Genomic DNA, 16,548 nt, shown 5'->3' with positions numbered 1-16,548 from the left:
CGGCGAGCACCACCGGCGCGCCGCCCAGCACCGCCCCGACCCGGTCCGCCGCCGCGACCACCACCCGGGTACGCACGCCGGACCCCGCGCCGCCGACGACGCCGAACACGCCGCTCCTGCCGCCGGACGTGTCGCCGCCGACGGTGTCCACCCCCGACGTGAGCCCCACCACCGTGGAGCCGCAGGGCTGCCCCGACGCGGTCACCGCGACCACGGTCACCGCGACGGTCGTCGACGACCGGGCCGCCGGTGACCTGCTCCGGGTGGTGTTCCGGTACACCCTCGACGGTGCCACCCGGACCGTCGGCATGGACCAGACCGCGCCGGACGTCTTCCAGGGCACCCTCGGTGACCTGCCGACGCCCTCGGCGACGACCCGGATCCCGATCCAGGTCGTCGCCGTCGACGACGCCGGCAACGCCTCGGCGCCCACCGGCCCGGTCGTGGTGTCACTGCTGCCCGCCTGCACGTCGGGCTGACCGGGCCGGCCCCGCGCCGGGCGTCCGGCCGGGCCCGCCGGGTTTCCGGCGACCGGGTCGGGGGTAGCTTCGGGGGCCGACCGAGCTGACGGTGGAGGACCACGATGACAGACAAGTTCAGCGATGCGGTGGGCGACGCCCTGCGGGCGGTGATGCTCTTCCTGCCCAAGGCGGTCGCCTTCGTGGCGATCCTGGTGGCCGGCTGGCTGATCGCCAAGGCCGTCCGCAGGATCGTCGACAAGGTGCTGGAACGGGTGCACTTCGACCGGGCCGTCGAACGCGGCGGCATCAAGACGGCGCTGGCCCGTTCCCGCTACGACGCCAGCGACATCGTCGCCAAGCTCGCCTACTACGGGGTGCTGCTGGTGACCCTCCAGCTCGCCTTCGGCATCTGGGGCCCGAACCCGATCTCCGACCTCATCGCCGGCGTGATCGCCTGGCTGCCCCGGGCGTTCGTCGCGATCGTCATCGTGGTCGTCGCCGCCGCGATCGCCAACGCGGTCAAGGACATCATCAGCAGTGCGCTCGGCGGCCTGTCCTACGGCCGGGTGCTGGCCAACATCGCCTCGGTGTTCATCCTCGGCCTGGGCGTGATCGCCGCGCTCAACCAGATCGGCGTCGCCACCGCGGTCACCACGCCGGTGCTGGTCGCCGTGCTCGCCACCGTCGGCGGCATCCTCGTCGTCGGGGTCGGCGGCGGGCTGGTCCGCCCGATGCAGGCCCGCTGGGAGTCCTGGCTGAGCCGCGCCGAGCAGGAGTCGCGCACCATCGCCACCCACGCCCGCGCCTACCAGGCCGGCCGGCGCGACGTCGAGGCCCGGCTGGACCCGTACGCGGAGGCCGAACGCACCCAGCCGGTGCCCGCCACCACCACGCCCGCCCCGGCCGCACCGGTCCCCACCACGCCCGCCCCGGCGGCGACGGTGGACGACGACGCCGAGCGGACCCAGGTGGTGACCCGCCCCGACGACGTGGAGGCGACCCAGGTCGTGCCGCGTCAGGCCGGGCCGGCCGACGGGTCCGCCACCGACAGTGAGGCCACCATGGTCATCCCGCCGCTGGACCCGGACACCTCCCGCCGGTGACCGCACCGCGCGACAGGGGGCGGACGCCGGACCAGGCTCCGCCCCCTGTCGCGCGGTGGACACCGCGCCGGGGCCACGCCGCCGACCGCAGCCGGCTAGCATCGGGCACATGACCTGGCGATGGTGATCCGACACTGAAGGCCGAAACCGTGGACCGCCACGGACGCCGTACCTCCCGCGTCCGTTCCGTCCCCGGGAAAGGCCCTGATGAACTCCCTCTCCGCGCGGGTGCCCGACACCCGTGTCCGCAGGCTGTCCGCCACGCTCTACGGCTACCTGTTCCTCAGCGATCTCGTCCTGCTCTACCCGGTGTACGTGCTGCTGTTCAGCGACACCGGGCTCACCGTCGGGCAGATCTCCGCCCTCTTCGTGATCTGGTCGGTGACCGCGATCGTGCTGGAGGTCCCCTCCGGGGCCTGGGCCGACACGGTCTCCCGACGCCTGCTGCTCTGCCTCGCGCCGCTGCTCACCGGGGGCTGCTTCGCCCTGTGGGTGCTGGCCGGGTCGTGGTGGGCGTTCGCGCTCGGTTTCGTCCTCTGGGGAGCCGGCGGGGCGCTCGGCTCCGGCGCCCTGGAGGCGTTGGTCTACACCGAACTCGACCGGCTCGGCGCGGCCGGACGCTACGCCCGCACGATGGGGCGGGGCCGGACCGCCGGGGTGCTCGGGGTGCTCGCCTCGCTGGGCCTGGCCGGCCCGGTCCTCGCCGCCGGCGGATACCAAGCGGTCGGTGCGGCGAGCGTGCTGTCCGCCGTCCTCGCCGCCGCCGTCGCCACCCGTTTCCCGGAACACCGGCCCGCCGTGCCGCCCGGCACCGCGTCTTTCGACGAGCCGCCCGGGCCGGGCTGGTGGGCGAGCCTGCGCGCGGGCCTCGCCGAGGCCCGCGCCGACCGACGGGTACGGGCGGCCGTGCTGCTCGTCCCGGCGGTGACGGCGGTCTGGGGCACCCTCGACGAGTACGCTCCGCTGCTGGCCCGCGACACCGGCGTCGCCGCGTCCACGGTGCCGCTGCTGCTCCTGCCGGTCTGGATCGGGATGACCGTCGGTGGCCTGCTCGCCCCGGCGGCGGAACGCCTGACCACCCGCGGGTACGCGGCGCTGCTCGCCCTGGCCGCCGTCGCCCTGTCCGCCGGGGCCGCCGTCCGGCATCCGGGGGGCTTCCTGCTGCTCGGGGTGGCGTTCTGCGCGTTGCAACTCGCCACCGTGCTCGCCGACGCCCGCCTCCAGGACCGGATCACCGGCCCGGGGCGGGCCACCGTCACCTCGGTCGCGGGCATGGGCACCGACCTGGCCATGATCGTGGTCTACGCCGGGTACGCGTTGGTCGCCGTGACCGGCGGGCACCCGGTGGCGTTCGTGGCGGCGGCCGTGCCGTACCTGCTGGTGGCCGGGGCGCTGGCGGTGTCGGGACGGGCCGGGGAGCGGGCAACGGTGCCGGACCGCCCGACGACGCCGGTGGCGCGGTGAACCGCCGGTTGCCGGGGGTCGGCACGGGCGGCGGTGCCGCGGTCAGTCCGGTAGCGCGTCCAGGTAGACCCAGCTGCCGTCCTCGCGGACGAACCGGCTCTGCTCCGTCATCGTGCCCGGCTGCCCGGCCTCGCGGTAGTGGGCGCGGAACGTCACCGTGCCGGTGGTGTCCAGCAGGCCGCCGCGCGTGCTGTCGACGATCTCCAGCCGGGTCCACCGGGTGGCGGGGTCGAGGTGCAGCCGGCGTGGCCGGGTGGTGGAGTGCCAGCTGCGCAGCAGGTAGTCGCCGTCGCCGACGGCGAAGGCACTGAACCGGGAGCGCATCAACGCCTGCGCCGTCGGGGCTGTGCCGTCGCCGACGTGCAGCGGCCCGCAGCATTCGGCGTACGGCAGGCCGGTGCCGCAGGGGCAGGGCCGGTGGGATGCTTGTTTCGCCACCCGCCCATCCTGCCGCAACCGCCGGACGGGCCGACCCAGGGTCGGCCCGTCCGGGTGCCGCGGTCAGGAGGCGTAGCCGCGGGTGGCGATCCAGTCGCCGAGGTTGTCGACGGTGATGCGGTAGGAGGCGGTGTCCGGGTTGGCGGAGTCGGCGATGGTGACGGTCCTGCCGCCGTCGTGGTAGCCGGTGACGCTGATGTAGTGGCCGCCCTCGAAGGAGTGGGTGCCGCCGTCGGTGTCGGTGGTGGTGCCGGCGATGTTGGCGACCACGGCGCGGCCGTCGTCGATGGCGCGGACGATGTCGGCGCGCAGCGTGTCGGTCTGCTTGTCGTCGGCCTTGCTGCTGCGGATCTCGGTGCTGTGGTAGGCGTCGCGGCCGGTCTCCCGGTTGAGCACCGGGGTGATGTCGTTGATGCTGTCGGTGCCGTCCTCGGTGGTGCGCATGTGCTTGGCCATGGTGTCCACGTCGATGTTCTTGCCCTGCACGCTCAGCGCGTTGCGGGCGGCGGCCGGGCCGCAGTAGTAGAAGTTGGGCTGCGCCTCGTAGTCGACCTTCAGTTCGCGCTCGCCGGCCGGCCTGCGGTCGGCCTGGACGGCGGCGGGGCGGGTGGTCTCGGCGGCGTGGGCGGCGATCGCGGGGCCGGCGACGCCACCGGCGGTGGCGGCCAGGCCGGCGACGGTCAGGGCGGTCTTGCGCAGGATGTCGGTACGCATGGGGTGCTCCTCTGCGTCGGGGGTGCGGTGGACGCCCCGGAAGGGGGGAGGGGCGTCGCGGAAGTCGCAAGGGAAACGTCCGGCGGTCCGGGGGACCTGCTCGGACGTCGTCCGGGGGAGGGGTAACCAATCCGGTGGCGACCGCATTCCGTGGTCAGGGTTCCGGGGCCTGCTCCCCGTGGGGAGCGGCGGTGGTATGCCAGGTACAACGCCCCGGCCCCGGCGACGATTCCGCCGTGGGGGTGGCCCCGGCCACGCGACACCGGCCCCGGAGGCGACACACCGGCGGTGACCGCGCGCCGGTCGGCCCGCCAACCGGACACCGACGGCGATGTCGCCCCGTACCGGCCGGCGGGCCGCGCAGGCGGGCGGTGGCGACCTGTGCGAACCCGACATTCCACGCGGAGGGCGATGCCCGGGGCGAACGCCCGTCCTCGCCCCGCAGGTGGCGGCGGTCCACCGCTAGCCTGGGCGGTCATGAACGTCGCACAGCGGGACAGCCGGCGGCACGGGGGCGGACGCCGGTGAGCCCCACCCAACGCCTCCTCGACACCGACCAGGTCCACCGGTACGTCGCGGCCTCCCTCGGGCCCGTCGTACGGGTCACCGACTGCGGCCCGCTCAGCGGGGGCGGATTCGCCGCCGTCTGGTGGGTCCGGCTCGACGACGGGCGTGCCGTGGTGCTCAAGGTGGGGCCACCGCCGTCGGTGCCGCTGCTGCGCTACGAACGCGACCTGATCGCCGCCGAGGCACGCTACCTGCGGCTGGTGGCGGCGCACGCGCCGACCGTGCCCGTACCCCCGCTGCTGCACCACGGCAGTGACCCGACCCTCGGGGACTGGCTGCTCACCGGCCACCTCCCCGGTCGGATGCTGTACACGCTCGTCGCCGACGGCGTACCGGTCGACGAGGTCTGGACCGGGTTGGGCACGGCGTTCGCCGCCCTGCACCGGGTGACCGGCGACCGGTACGGCTACGACGGCGGTCGGGCCGCCGGCCCGACCTGGCGGTCGGCGTACACCGCGATGGTGGACGACCTGCTCGCCGACGCGGCGGACTGGGCGGTGCCGCTGCCGCTGCCGGCGGACCGGTTGCGGGCCCTGGTCGCCCGGCACGCCGGGGTGCTGGACGTGGTGCGCCGTCCGGCGCTGCTGCACTTCGACGGCTGGGCGGGCAACGTCCTCGCCGTGCCGGGCCCGGCCGGCGGGCACCGGCTCGGCGGACTGGTCGACGGTGAGCGGTTCCTGTACGGCGATCCGCTGCTGGACCTGGTGTCGCCGCTGCTGTTCCGCCGCGCCGAGGACACCCCCGACGACCCGTTCCTGCGCGGCTACCGCACGGCCGGGGAGCGGGTGGCGCTGGACGAGCCGGGGGTACGCCGCCGGCTCGGCCTCTACCGGCTCTACCTCTACCTGCTGATGACGGTGGAGGCGCCCAGCCGGGGGATCACCGTGCACACCGAACCCGACCGGTTCCGGATACTGGCGCGGCTGCTCGACGAGGAACTGTCCGACCTGGACGGGCCCTGACCGGGGCGGTGGGTCAGAGCCAGCCGGAGCGGCGGAACAGCCGGTGCAGGGTGAACGCCGCCGTCGCCATCAGCGCCAGCGCGGCCGGGTAGCCGTACCGCCAGGACAGCTCGGGCATCCGGGCGAAGTTCATCCCGTAGACCCCGGCCACCGCCGTCTGGGTGGCGGCGATCGCCGCCCACGCCGCGATCTTGCGCATGTCGTTGTTCTGGTCGACGGCGAGCTGGGCCAGCCGGGACTGCAGGAGCGAGTTGAGCAGCTCGTCGTAGGCGGTGATCCGGTCGACCGCCCGGGTGAGCCGGCCCTCCACGTCGACGTACCAGCGGCGCAGCCCCGACGGCGGGCCGCCGTCGGGGCCGGCGACCAGGGCACGCAGCGGCTCCTGGAGCGGCAGGACCGCCCGCTTGAACTCCACCAGCTCCCGTTTGAGCTGGTAGATCTGCTGGATGTCGGCGGCGTGGTCGGGGGCGAAGACGCTCTCCTCGACGCGTTCCAGGTCCCGTTCGAGGTGGGCGGCGACCTCCAGGTAGAGATCGACCATCCGGGCGGTCACCGCGTACGCCACCGCCCACGGGCCCTCGGCGAGCAGCGACGGGCGGCCCTCGATCTCGCGGCGGACCGGCGCGAGGGCACCGGAAGCGCCGTGCCGGACGGTGACCACGAACCGGTCGCCCAGCAGCACCATCACGTCGCCGGTGTCCACCACGTCGGAGGTCGCGGTCAGCTCGCCCTGGGCGACGTAGGCGGCGGTGCGCAGCACCAGCAGGGTGACCGGGCCGTGCCGCTGCACGGTGGGGCGGTGCCCGTCGGCGAGCGCCTGCGCCACGGTCAGCTCGTCGAGGCCGAAGACCTGCCCGACGACGGCGAGCACCGCCGCGCCCGGGTCGTGCAGACCCAGCCAGACGAAGGCGTTGCGGCCGTGCCGGGAGCGGGCGTACGCGTCGGCGTAGTGCGGCCGGCCGGCCTCCCGGCGGCCGTTGACGTAGACCGCGCAGTCGACCACGGCGTCCGGGTTGGCCCGTCGGGCCGGCCGGTCGGGCGTCGCGCCGGAGGGTCGGCGCAGCCGGCCGACCAGGGTGCCGAGCCGGGGTCCGAGCAGGGTCGTCAGCGCTCGCCGCTCCACCGGGTACCTCCGCCTCGCCGCCCGTCCGCCGGCCCACCGTAGTGGGTCGGCGCGACACCGGGCGGGGCGGGTCAGCCGACGGCGGTGGCCCGCACGACGACGTTGTCGGAGTAGTCGCGGGACCGTTCGTCGAACCGTCCTCCACAGGTGACCAGGCGCAGCGTCGGTCCCGGTCCGCCCGGCCCGTAGACCAGCGCGGTGGGGAAGTTCCGCTTCGGGTACGCCCCGACCCCGTCGACCGCGAACCGCACCACCCGCCCGTCGGCGCGGGTGACCCGGACGGTGTCCCCGGGGCGTAGCCGCCCGAGGTCGAAGAAGACCGCCGGTCCGTCGCGGGTGTCGACGTGCCCGACGACGACGGCGTTGCCCGCCTCGCCGGGGCTGGCCCCGGGCCGGTACCAGCCGGCGACGGTGGGCCGGTCCAGCGGCGGCACCTCCAGGGTGCCGTTCGGGTCGCCGGCCACCGGCACCAGGTCGGCGTGCACGCCGATGGCCGGGATGTCGATGCGGACCGGGGTGGAGCGGGGCAGCGCCGGGACGGGGGAGCGGCTGGTGTTGCCGCCGCTGACGTCGATGCTCGGCTGGGGTGGTCCGACCGGTCCGAGGGTCAGTCCGGCGGCGATCAGCGCGATCCCGGCGGTGCCGCTCACCGTGACCGCGGTGACGGCGGCGCGGGTCCGGCCCGCCCACTCGCGTACGCCCATCGCCGTCCTCCCCGACGTCCGATGTGGTCGGGGTGCCCGTACCGGTTCGGTGCGGGCACCCGTCCCCAGGGATGGTGTGGCGCGTTGTCGGCCGACGCCTGTCGTGTCGTCAGGCGACGGTGCCCGCCGCCGCCCGGCGTCGGCGGCGCAGCAGCACGGTGGTGCCGAGCGCGGCGGCCCCGGCGAGGGCGCCTCCGGCGGCCAGCAGGCCGGTGTTGCCGGCGCCGCCGCCGGCCCCGGCGGGTGCCGCGCCGATCGGCGTGACGGTGAAGGTGGCGCTGCCGGCGGAGCTGCCGTCGCCGCAGGTGGCGGCCACGGTGTAGGTGCCCAGGGTGAACCCGGCGGTGAAGAGTTCGGCGCTCAGTCCGCCGCCGGCCGCGGCGGTGGTGGAGCGGACGTTCTGGTCCCGGTCCGGTCCGGTGACCCGGAAGATCACGTCACCCGACTTGGGGTTGCAGGTCGTCGCGGTGAGCACGACCGTCCCGCCGACCGGCGTGGTGGCCGGCGACACCGTGGTGTCCGCGAGTGCGGCGGTCGGGAGCAGGAGCGTGCCGAGTCCCACGCCGAGCGCCGTCGATACGAGAACCTTCTGTGCCTTCATACGCGTCTTCCCTCACTTTTCGTCCGCTGTCTGCGTGGGACGTCGTTCGGGTGGCCAACTCCGTAACTAGCACCGGTGTGCCCAACACTAGGAGGGATGGGCCCTCCTACCGGGGTAAATGAGAAATCTTCGTTGCCGTCACGTGTTTTCCCGTCCGCCGGAGAGCGGCGGAATTGCCGGGACACCGCGGACACCCGCGGCACCCGACAACCCAGCCTCCTAGGACGCTTTAGGGGGTGTGACCCACCGCGCGGACGACACCCAGGCCCGCCATCACCGACGGACAGGCGAGATCAGCGGCGGCGGGCCTGGAGCGTGTAGGTCTGCGGGAGCCGCCACGGGCGTTCGGTCAGCCGCCACTCGCCGTACGCGTCGCGGGTCTGCCGCCCCGGCAGCGCATCCCAGGGGGCGCTGTCGTGCTCGTGGAGCATGGTCAATTCGAACCCGGCGTCGAGCAGGGCGGTGACCACCTCGCCGAGCCCGTGGCTCCACTCGTGGGTGGTGTTGTGGGTGAAGGTGGCCTCGGTGCTCACGTAGGTGCCGCCCTCGTCCCACACCAACGGTTCGGCACGCTCGAAGTACGGGTGCTCGACCGCCAGCAGGCCGTCCGGGCGGGTCTCGTCCAGGGCCCACAACATCGGGTGCCCCTCGCGCAGGAACAGCCGCCCGCCCGGACGCAGCAGGGCGGCGACCACGCCCGCCCAGCGGCGGATGTCCGGCAGCCAGCACAACGCGCCGACCCCGGTGTAGACCAGGTCGAAATTGCCGACACCGAGCACGTCGGGCGCGTCGTACACGTCGGCCTGGACGAAGTCGACGGCCGCGCCGGTGCGCCCGGCCAGGGCCCGCGCTTGGGCCAGCGACGCGCCCGAGAAGTCCAGGCCGGTCATCCGTGCGCCGAGCCGGTGCAGCGACACGGTGTCGGTGCCGATGTGGCACTGCAGGTGCACACCGCGCAGCCCGGCCACGTCACCGAGGCGGGGCAGGTCGAACCGGACCACCTCGCTGAGGTAGGCCGGGTCGGCGGCGAACCGGTCCACGGCGTAGTCCGGGGAGGCGGCGTGGGCGGCGGCCCGGTCGTCCCAACTGGCCCGGTTGAGGGTGCGGTAGTCGGTGTCGGGGAGCGGCCGGCCCGGCCCGTCGTCGTCGGTCACCGGCTGACGGTGGCAGATGCGGCGGGTCGGCTCAACGGCAATTCGGTGACCGACCGTCGACCGGCACCGACGGCGGTCGGTGTCCGGGCGTCCTGGTAGGTTGCCGGGCCGTGACGGGGGAGGGACTGGACGCCCGGTTCGGCAGGCTCTGGGCGGCGAGCACGCTGTCGGCGCTGGGCAGCGGTATGGCCACGGTGGCGGCGCCGCTGTACGCGGCGGCCCGCAGCGACGATCCGCTGGTGGTCGCCGCCGCCGCCGGTGCGTCGTGGCTGCCCTGGCTGCTGTTCGCGCTGCCCGGCGGGGTGCTGGTCGACCGGCTGGACCGGCGGCGGTTGATGGTGGTCATCGACTGGGTGCGGGTGGTCGCCCTGGTGTCGTTGGGTGTGGCGATGCTGGCCGGCCGGGCCGGGATACCGCTGCTGTACGCCGTGCTGTTCGTGGTGAACACCGGTGAGATCGTGTTCCGGTCGGCCAGCCAGGCGATGTTGCCGACGGTCGTGCCCACGGCCCGGCTGGAACGGGCCAACGGCTGGCTCGGCGGCGGCACCACCCTGGCGCAGGGGATGCTGGCGGGTCCGCTCGGCGGGTTCCTGTTCGTCCTCGCCGAGAGCCTCCCGTTCCTCGCCAATGCCGGCACGTACGCGCTCAGCGCCGTGCTCGTCGCGTTGATCGGCGGCTCGTTCCGGGGCGGTGGGGACGCGGTCCCGGCGGGGACCCGGTCGATGCGGGCGGAGATCGGCGCGGGCTTCCGGTTCCTGATCGGCCAGCGGCTGCTGCGCGCGATGGCCGTGCTGATCGGCCTGCTCAACCTCACCCTGACGGCCGCGATGGCGGTGCTGGTGCTGGTGGCGACCGAACGTCTCGGCCTGGACTCCGTCGGCTACGGGCTGCTGTTCACCAGCATGTCGGCCGGGGGGCTGCTCGGCGCGGTGGTCGGTGACCGGCTCATCGCCCGGGTCGGCGCGACCTGGACGGTGCGGGTCGGGTTGCTGGTCGAGGCGGGGCTGCACCTGGCGTTGGCCGCCTCGACCAGCGCCTGGCTCGTCGGGTTCGCGCTGTTCGCGTTCGGGGTGCACGGTGCCCTGTGGGGGATCGTGTTCCATTCGCTGCGGCAGCGGTTGACCCCGTCGGAGCTGCGTGGCCGGGTCGGTGCGACGACGCTGTTCATCGCGGCCGGCGGCAACTGCGCGGGCGCGCTGCTCGGCGGGGTGGTGGCCGGCAGGTTCGGGCTGACCACGCCCTACTGGGCGGGGTTCGTGGTGGCCCTCGTCGTCGCGGTGGGGACCTGGCGGGTGTTCGACCGTGCCGCCGTGGCCGCCGCCTATGCCGGCACGTCGTCCCGACCGGCCGCCGCACCCGGTGCGGTCACGGGGTGAGGCGGGCGGGGAGCCCACGCGCGCGTCGTCAGGCGGGGACGGGCAGCACGGTCCGCTCGGCGGCGCTGCGGTGCGCCAGCTCGATCAGCTCCACCGTGCGTACCGCGTCCCGGGGGTCCACCGGCAGCGGTCCGTCGCCGCGCAACGCCGCCTCGACCTGGGCGTAGAAGTCCTGGTAGCGGCCCGGTTCGGTGGGTACCGGGCGGAGGTCGTCACCCGCGCCGAGCAGGCCGTACCGGTCGGGGGTGACCTCGCCCCAGCCCGGGGCGTCGGGTCGGCCGCCGCGCCGCAGCGCGTCCTCCTGCCCGTCGAGGCCGTGGCAGGTGTACGCGGCCCGGTCGCCGAGGACCCGCAGCCGGGGGCCGAGTTGGGCGGTGACCGCGCTCATCCACAGGTGGGAGCGGACCCCGCCGACGTGGGTGAGCGCCACGAACGCGTCGTCGTCGACCTGCGCGCCGGGTCGCCGCCGGTCCACCTCGGCGTAGACGGTGTCGACCGGCCCGAACAGCTGCACGGCCTGGTCGACGAGGTGCGCGCCGAGGTCGTAGAGGACACCCCCGGCGTTGGCGGGGCCGCCGCCCTCACGCCAGCCGGCCCGGATCTGCGGCCGCCAGCGTTCGAAGCGGGACTCGAACCGGGTCACCCGGCCCAGCGCGCCGGCCCCGACCAGCCGTCGTACGGTGCGGAAGTCGCCGTCCCAGCGGCGGTTCTGGAACACGGTCAGCGGGACGCCCCGGTGGTCCGCCTCGTCGACCAGCGCGCGGGCGTCGGCGGCGGTGGCGGCGAGCGGCTTGTCCACCACCACCGGCAGCCCGGCGGCGAGCGCGGCCCGGGCATGGGTGACGTGGGAGCTGTTCGGGGTGGCCACCACCACCAGGTCGAGGGCGTCCGGGTCGGCCCACAACGCCCCGGCGTCGTCGACGACCCGGGCGTCGGGGTGTTCGTCGGCGACCTGCTGCCGGCGCTGCGGGTCGGCGGTGACGACGGCGGCCAGCCGCAGCCCGCCGGTGGCGGCGATCAGCGGGGCGTGGAACACCCGACCGGCGACGCCGTAGCCGAGCAACCCGACCCGCAGGGGGTGCCGCGTGCCGTCCGTCATGCTGGTTCCCCGATCGTCGCCGCGGGTGGTCCGGTCCCACCGAACCTACGCGGTGTCGGTGGCCGCCCCGGTGTCAGGCCGGCGTCGGGTCGGTCACCCAGCCGGCGACCAGCACCAGGCCGGTGGGACGGTGCACGGCGAGGAAGCCGAACGGCCGGTCCACGTCGAGGCGTACCCGTCGCCGTCGGACGGTGGCGCGGGGTGCCGCGCCGCCGGCCCGCATGGCCAGGGCGGTGACGGCGGCGGCCCGGAAGCCGGTGGTGGTGAACTCGGCGCGGGCGCTCTGCCGGGCGTCGGAGACCGACAGCCGGGGGCTGATGTCGGGGAAGTGGTCGCCGTCGCGGGCGGCGGTGGCGAGGCCGAACAGGTCGGCGTGGTCGAGCAGGTCGTGCTCGCCGGTCACGGTGAACCCGACGGTACGCACCAGCAGCTCCGGCCGGTCGTCGTGCCCGTCGACGGTGTCCTCGGTGACGCCCGGTCCGGCCGGTGCGGGCAGGGTCGCGGGGTGGTCGAGCGCCCCGATCGCGGCCGGGAGGACCCGGGCGGCGGGTTGCCCGTCCGGGCCGAGGGCGAGCAGCACGTCGACGTCGGCGTCCCCGGCGACGGTGAGCAGGCTGACCGGGCCGGCGGTGGTGTCGGCGACCCGCAGCGTCGCCGGGTCGCCGCCGCCCCGGTGCAGCCCGGCCAGGGTGCGGCCCTGCCACGGCCCGGCCGTCGGCCGGCAGGGGGCGGGGTGGAACGGGGTGGCCCAGTCCACGAGCACGCTCAGCGCGGTGGCCAGCATCAGCGCGGTGCCCGGCCCGACCGGAACGGGCATCCGGGGGATCAGGCCGTCGGTGTGGTCGTGCGCCCACCGGTCGAGGCGGGGCTGGTCGACGGCCGGGTCGCCGGTCAGCTCGCCCCGGGTCGCGGCGTCCACCTCGGTCAGCCAGCGGCGGCCCAGGGGCAGCCCGGCGCGTGACCAGAATCCGGCCGCGAGGCGGGTGGTGGGGGAGTCGACCGGGGTGGCCGGGGTGGGGGCGACGGCGTGCAGTTCGGCGCGGGCCGGGCCGGTGGCGTACCGGGCGAGCAGGGCGAGCAGCGGGTACACCCCGGCGCCGGACAGGACGGTCTGCCGGTCGTCCAGGCGGGCCGCCCAGCGGGCGGTGAGGGCGTTGGCGGGCGGGCTCATGGGGCGGCAGGCTACCCGACCCCACCCCGCCGGGTGTCCGCCCCGGGCATGCCGGTGGTGGGGCCGGTGCGGCCGGCCGGTGGCGGTGTGACAGCGTGGCCGGGTGGGTGTGCGCGAGGTCGACCTGGCCGTCGTCGGTGGTGGTGGGGCCGGTTCGCTGGTGCTCGCCGCGCTGGCCCGGCACGAACTGCCGGGGCTGCGGGTGGCCGTGGTGGACCCGGTGCGCAAGCGCGGCCAGGACCGCACCTGGGCGTTCTGGGGTGCCCCGGGGGGTGAGCTGGAGCCGATGCTCAGCGCCAGCTGGTCGCGGGTGGAGGTGGCCACCCCGGCGGTCACCCGGGTGCTGGAGCTGGCTCCGCTGCGGTACGCGATGCTGCGCTCCGCCCCGGTCTACGCGCGGGCCGCCGAGGCGGAACGGCGGCTCGGCGCGGCCCGCTACGACGTGGCGGTGGGGGCGCTCGACGACGACGGTACGGCGGTGACGGTGCGCGACACCGACGGGCGGGTGGTGCTGCGCGCCGGGTGGGTGCTCGACTCGCGTCCCCGCCCGCCCCGCCGGCCCGGTCGGACGGCCTGGTTGCAGCACTTCCGGGGCTGGTGGTTGGAGTCGTCGACGCCGGTGTTCGATCCGGGGCGGGCGGTGCTGATGGACTTCCGCACCCCGCAGCCGGCCCGGGGGGTGTCGTTCGGTTACGTGCTGCCGGTCAGCGACCGGTACGCGCTGGTCGAGTACACCGAGTTCTCCCCGGCGGTGCTCACCGACGCGGGCTACGACGCCGGCCTGCGCGGGTACGCGGGGCTGCTCGGGCTGGACCTGGCCGGGTTGCGGGTGCGGGAGGTGGAGGACGGGGTGATCCCGATGACGGACGCGCCGTTCGACCAGCGGCCGTCGCCCCGGGTGGTGCGGCTGGGCACCGCCGGTGGGGCGACCCGCCCGTCGACCGGGTTCACCTTCTCGGCGATGCACCGGCAGGCCGGGCAGGTCGCCGCCGCGCTCGCCGCCGGCCGTGCGCCGGTGCCCCGGCCGGCGTACCCGGGGCGGCACCGGTGGATGGACGCGGTGGCGTTGCGGGCGTGGGATTCCGGGGCGGTGGCTGGCCCGGAGTTCTTCGACCGGCTGTTCGACCGGAACCCGGCGTCGCGGGTGCTGCGGTTCCTCGACGGGGCGACCGGCCCGGCGGAGGACGTGGCCCTGATGCGGTCGAGTCCGCTGCTGCCGATGACCTCGGCGGTGGTGGGTGACGCGGTGGGCCGGCTGCGCGCCCGGCTGACCCGCCGCTGAGCGGGCGCGGCGGTCAGCGGGCGGCCCGGACCGTGTCGCGGATCAGCGTCCGCAGGCCCTCCATCGGGTCGCCGTCGTTCGCGCCGAGCCGGTTGCGGGTCGCCGCCACCGACAGGCCCAGTTCCGGGTACGCGTAGGCGAGGCTGCCGCCGCTGCCGGAGGTGCCGAACGACCCGTCGTCGTCGACGGCGTAGCCGAGCCCGAACGCCGTCTCCTGCCCGAACACCCATTCGACGCCCCGGACGGCGACGGCGCTGACCTGGCGCAGCCGGTCGGCGGAGATCAGCCGGACCCCGTCGACGTCGCCGATGAGCGCGGCGTAGAGCCGGGCGGCGGCGCGGGCGGTGAGGGTGCCCACGGCGGGCACGTCGGCGCGCAGCACGTCGGGTCGGCTGCCGATGGTGGCGTCGGGGCGGACGGCCGGTGGGGCGACGGCGTCGAAGTGCGGCAGGTGGGCGGAGGCGAACGTCATCAGGTCGGCCAGGCCGTTGTCCTCCAGCGTGGCCAGCCGGGGCAGGTCGGCGTCGGGCACCCCGAGGAACAGTTCCCCGGTGACGCCCAGCGGGGCGGCCACGTCCTCGGCGAGCACGGTGGAGATCGTCCGGCCGGTGACCCGGCGGACCACCTCGCCGACCAGCCAGCCGTACGTCCACGCGTGGTAGGCGATCCGTTCGCCGGGCGCCCAGCGGGGCACCGCGTCGGCGACCAGGGCGCACATCCGGTCCCAGTCGGTGAAGTCGGCCGGGGTGACGTCGGCGGGCAGGTCCGGCACCCCGGCGGTGTGGGTGAGCACGTGCCGCAGGGTGACGGTGTGCTTGCCGTGCCGGGCGAACTCCGGCCAGACGTCGGCGACGCGCAGGTCGTAGTCGAGCCGGCCCGCTTCGGCGAGGACGTGCACGACGCCGCTGGTCAGGCCCTTGCCGGTGGAGACGCTGAAGATCGGGGTGTCGGCGGTCAACGGCCGGCCGGTGGCGGTGTCGGCCAGCCCGGCGGTCTCGTCGACGATCAGCCGGCCGTGCCGGTAGGCCGCCACCTGCACGCCCGCCTCCCGGCCGGAGTCGACGAGCGTGTGCACGGTCCGGCGTACCTCGGCCCGTAGGGCGTCCCCGTCGTCGGTCACGGTCGCCGACTCTGCCAGAGCCGGTCCGGTGCCGTCGCCGGATTTTCCGGCCGGTGCCGCGACGTCGCGTCGCCGGGGCCCCGGGTCCCTGCGGCGGGGCCCGGCGGGGTGCCGGTAGGTTCGGCGGCATGGTGGACGGGGTCGTGGAGATCTGGACCGACGGGGCGTGCAGTGGCAACCCGGGGCCGGGCGGTTGGGGTGTGCTGCTGCGCTACGGCGGGCACGAGCGGGAGCTGTGCGGTGGCGAGGCCACCCCGACCACCAACAACCGGATGGAGCTGACCGCGGCGATCGAGGCGTTGGAGACGCTGACCCGGCCGGCCACGGTACGGCTGCACACCGACAGCACGTACGTGCGCAACGGCATCACCGGCTGGTTGGCGTCGTGGAAGCGCAACGGGTGGCGTACCGCGGCGAAGCAGCCGGTGAAGAACGCCGACCTGTGGCAGCGGCTGGAGGCGGCCTGCGCCCGGCACGAGGTGAGCTGGCACTGGGTGAAGGGGCACAACGGCCATCCGGAGAACGAGCGTGCCGACGCGCTGGCCAACCGGGGGATGACGCAGGCGCGGGCGGCGGTGGGCGTCTCCCGCTGACCGCGATCCCCGCGCGCCGACGCCCACCAGGTCTCCCGGGCCGGCCGGTGGCGGTGGGCGGCCCGCGCTACTCGGTGGGTGGGTGGGCGGCCTCCTCCTCGGCGGGGTCGCCCGCACCGGAGACCGCGGCCACCTCGTAGCCGGCGCGGCTGGTCTCCCGGGCCGACCGGTGTTCCTCGGCGGGCAGGTCGGCGAAGTCGTCGCCGGTGTCCCCGCCGTCGCCCAGCGACTCGCCCGGCGGGCGCAGCGACGCCTCGTACGCCGGCACGCCGTCCGGCTCGTCGGTGTCGGCCCGGTCGGTGCGTGGTTGTTCCGTCATGCCGACCTACCTGCCCGCCCTACCGCCCGGCAAACCCACCCGCCGGGGGCCGTCAGCGGCGGGGGCGGCGCGGGCGGCGGGCCGGGGTGAGCGGCACCACCGTGGTCCAGTGCGCGGGGCGGCGCAGCCGTGCGGGCAGGGCGGTGTGCCGGTCGCCCCGGGCCGCCTCGAGCTGGGACTGGTGCAGGAACAGGGTGTCGGACAGGTCGGCCCCGCGCAGGTCCGCGCAGCGCAGGTCGGCCCCGGTGTCGTCGGCCCGGCGCAGGTCGGCGCCGCGCAGGTCCGCGCCGAGCAGCC

The 16,548-nt window shown here is 75.6% G+C and carries 18 protein-coding genes; 7 read left to right on the top strand and 11 right to left on the bottom strand.

Annotation, left to right across the window (positions count from 1 at the left end; genetic code table 11):
- Positions 1-158: 158 nt before the first annotated feature.
- The 3 genes from H1A17_RS30010 (at position 159) to H1A17_RS30000 (ending at position 3,028) form a co-directional block, all read left to right on the top strand.
- Positions 159-479, top strand: coding sequence for a hypothetical protein (locus H1A17_RS30010; protein ID WP_228544495.1), 321 nt, complete (start codon positions 159-161; stop codon positions 477-479).
- Positions 480-583: 104 nt separating this feature from the next.
- A complete protein-coding gene (locus tag H1A17_RS30005) occupies positions 584-1,564 on the top strand; it encodes a hypothetical protein (RefSeq protein WP_228544494.1) in 981 nt (326 codons plus the stop codon).
- Positions 1,565-1,771: 207 nt separating this feature from the next.
- Entirely contained in the window at positions 1,772-3,028 is a 1,257-nt protein-coding gene (locus H1A17_RS30000) for an MFS transporter (protein WP_194823471.1), read from the top strand.
- A 42-nt stretch (positions 3,029-3,070) separates the two neighbouring features.
- Here the strand turns inward: H1A17_RS30000 and H1A17_RS29995 are convergent, their stop codons facing one another.
- The gene (locus H1A17_RS29995; protein WP_194823470.1) at positions 3,071-3,466 is read right to left on the bottom strand and encodes a YchJ family protein; all 396 of its coding nucleotides are present in this window, start codon (positions 3,464-3,466) and stop codon (positions 3,071-3,073) included.
- A 63-nt stretch (positions 3,467-3,529) separates the two neighbouring features.
- The gene (locus tag H1A17_RS29990) at positions 3,530-4,180 is read right to left on the bottom strand and encodes a C39 family peptidase (protein WP_194823469.1); all 651 of its coding nucleotides are present in this window, start codon (positions 4,178-4,180) and stop codon (positions 3,530-3,532) included.
- A gap of 524 nt (positions 4,181-4,704) precedes the next feature.
- Between H1A17_RS29990 and H1A17_RS29985 the strand changes: the two genes are divergently transcribed.
- Positions 4,705-5,709 (top strand): phosphotransferase family protein, encoded by a 1,005-nt coding sequence (locus tag H1A17_RS29985; RefSeq protein ID WP_145919945.1) that lies wholly within the window; start codon positions 4,705-4,707, stop codon positions 5,707-5,709.
- A gap of 13 nt (positions 5,710-5,722) precedes the next feature.
- On the opposite strand, the gene H1A17_RS29980 is transcribed toward H1A17_RS29985, so the two are convergent.
- The 4 genes from H1A17_RS29980 to H1A17_RS29965 all read right to left on the bottom strand — a co-directional run bounded on the left by H1A17_RS29980 (position 5,723) and on the right by H1A17_RS29965 (position 9,291).
- The gene (locus tag H1A17_RS29980; protein ID WP_309236901.1) at positions 5,723-6,832 is read right to left on the bottom strand and encodes a magnesium and cobalt transport protein CorA; all 1,110 of its coding nucleotides are present in this window, start codon (positions 6,830-6,832) and stop codon (positions 5,723-5,725) included.
- Positions 6,833-6,903: 71 nt separating this feature from the next.
- A complete protein-coding gene (locus tag H1A17_RS29975) occupies positions 6,904-7,536 on the bottom strand; it encodes a class F sortase (protein ID WP_088645843.1) in 633 nt (210 codons plus the stop codon).
- Between the two features lie 109 nt (positions 7,537-7,645).
- Entirely contained in the window at positions 7,646-8,137 is a 492-nt protein-coding gene (locus tag H1A17_RS29970) for a hypothetical protein (protein ID WP_145919946.1), read from the bottom strand.
- A 293-nt stretch (positions 8,138-8,430) separates the two neighbouring features.
- On the bottom strand, positions 8,431-9,291 hold the full coding sequence (locus tag H1A17_RS29965) for a bifunctional 2-polyprenyl-6-hydroxyphenol methylase/3-demethylubiquinol 3-O-methyltransferase UbiG (RefSeq protein WP_194823468.1): 861 nt from the start codon (positions 9,289-9,291) through the stop codon (positions 8,431-8,433).
- A gap of 110 nt (positions 9,292-9,401) precedes the next feature.
- On the opposite strand from H1A17_RS29965, the gene H1A17_RS29960 reads away from it, so the two are divergent.
- Complete coding sequence (locus tag H1A17_RS29960) at positions 9,402-10,667, top strand: MFS transporter (protein WP_194823467.1); 1,266 nt, start codon at positions 9,402-9,404, stop codon at positions 10,665-10,667.
- A 28-nt stretch (positions 10,668-10,695) separates the two neighbouring features.
- Here H1A17_RS29960 and H1A17_RS29955 read toward each other — a convergent pair whose 3' ends face one another.
- Both H1A17_RS29955 and H1A17_RS35365 read right to left on the bottom strand, forming a co-directional pair.
- Positions 10,696-11,766 carry a Gfo/Idh/MocA family oxidoreductase gene (locus H1A17_RS29955; RefSeq protein ID WP_194823466.1) on the bottom strand — a complete coding sequence of 357 codons (1,071 nt, stop codon included), beginning with the start codon at positions 11,764-11,766 and terminating at the stop codon, positions 10,696-10,698.
- 73 nt (positions 11,767-11,839) lie between these two features.
- The gene (locus H1A17_RS35365) at positions 11,840-12,937 is read right to left on the bottom strand and encodes a serpin family protein (RefSeq protein ID WP_194823465.1); all 1,098 of its coding nucleotides are present in this window, start codon (positions 12,935-12,937) and stop codon (positions 11,840-11,842) included.
- A gap of 103 nt (positions 12,938-13,040) precedes the next feature.
- Between H1A17_RS35365 and H1A17_RS29945 the strand changes: the two genes are divergently transcribed.
- The gene (locus H1A17_RS29945; protein ID WP_145919951.1) at positions 13,041-14,219 is read left to right on the top strand and encodes a lycopene cyclase family protein; all 1,179 of its coding nucleotides are present in this window, start codon (positions 13,041-13,043) and stop codon (positions 14,217-14,219) included.
- Between the two features lie 13 nt (positions 14,220-14,232).
- Here the strand turns inward: H1A17_RS29945 and H1A17_RS29940 are convergent, their stop codons facing one another.
- Positions 14,233-15,339 carry a serine hydrolase domain-containing protein gene (locus tag H1A17_RS29940; RefSeq protein ID WP_194823464.1) on the bottom strand — a complete coding sequence of 369 codons (1,107 nt, stop codon included), beginning with the start codon at positions 15,337-15,339 and terminating at the stop codon, positions 14,233-14,235.
- Positions 15,340-15,467: 128 nt separating this feature from the next.
- Here H1A17_RS29940 and rnhA point away from each other — a divergent pair, with 128 nt between their 5' ends.
- Entirely contained in the window at positions 15,468-15,932 is a 465-nt protein-coding gene (rnhA, locus tag H1A17_RS29935; protein WP_194823463.1) for a ribonuclease HI, read from the top strand.
- Positions 15,933-15,999: 67 nt separating this feature from the next.
- Here the strand turns inward: rnhA and H1A17_RS29930 are convergent, their stop codons facing one another.
- Entirely contained in the window at positions 16,000-16,251 is a 252-nt protein-coding gene (locus H1A17_RS29930; protein ID WP_194823462.1) for a hypothetical protein, read from the bottom strand.
- Between the two features lie 52 nt (positions 16,252-16,303).
- Positions 16,304-16,548, bottom strand: a 245-nt coding sequence (locus H1A17_RS29925; protein WP_194823461.1) for a pentapeptide repeat-containing protein, incomplete at its 5' end; no start/stop codon positions are given.

It is taken from the genome of Micromonospora sp. S-DT3-3-22, assembly GCF_015354745.1.
In the GTDB taxonomy this organism is placed as follows: Bacteria; Actinomycetota; Actinomycetes; order Mycobacteriales; family Micromonosporaceae; genus Micromonospora; species Micromonospora wenchangensis.
Note: the sequence above shows the minus strand (reverse complement) of the source record. Positions and strands in the feature narration are given on the sequence as shown.

Coding starts and splice junctions, on each gene's coding strand:
- H1A17_RS30005 (WP_228544494.1), top strand. CDS start 584: ATGACAGACAAGTTCAGCGATGCGGTGGGCGACGCCCTGCGGGCGGTG.
- H1A17_RS30000 (WP_194823471.1), top strand. CDS start 1,772: ATGAACTCCCTCTCCGCGCGGGTGCCCGACACCCGTGTCCGCAGGCTG.
- H1A17_RS29990 (WP_194823469.1), bottom strand. CDS start 4,180: ATGCGTACCGACATCCTGCGCAAGACCGCCCTGACCGTCGCCGGCCTG.
- H1A17_RS29975 (WP_088645843.1), bottom strand. CDS start 7,536: ATGGGCGTACGCGAGTGGGCGGGCCGGACCCGCGCCGCCGTCACCGCG.
- H1A17_RS29970 (WP_145919946.1), bottom strand. CDS start 8,137: ATGAAGGCACAGAAGGTTCTCGTATCGACGGCGCTCGGCGTGGGACTC.
- H1A17_RS29955 (WP_194823466.1), bottom strand. CDS start 11,766: ATGACGGACGGCACGCGGCACCCCCTGCGGGTCGGGTTGCTCGGCTAC.
- H1A17_RS35365 (WP_194823465.1), bottom strand. CDS start 12,937: ATGAGCCCGCCCGCCAACGCCCTCACCGCCCGCTGGGCGGCCCGCCTG.
- rnhA (WP_194823463.1), top strand. CDS start 15,468: ATGGTGGACGGGGTCGTGGAGATCTGGACCGACGGGGCGTGCAGTGGC.
- H1A17_RS29930 (WP_194823462.1), bottom strand. CDS start 16,251: ATGACGGAACAACCACGCACCGACCGGGCCGACACCGACGAGCCGGAC.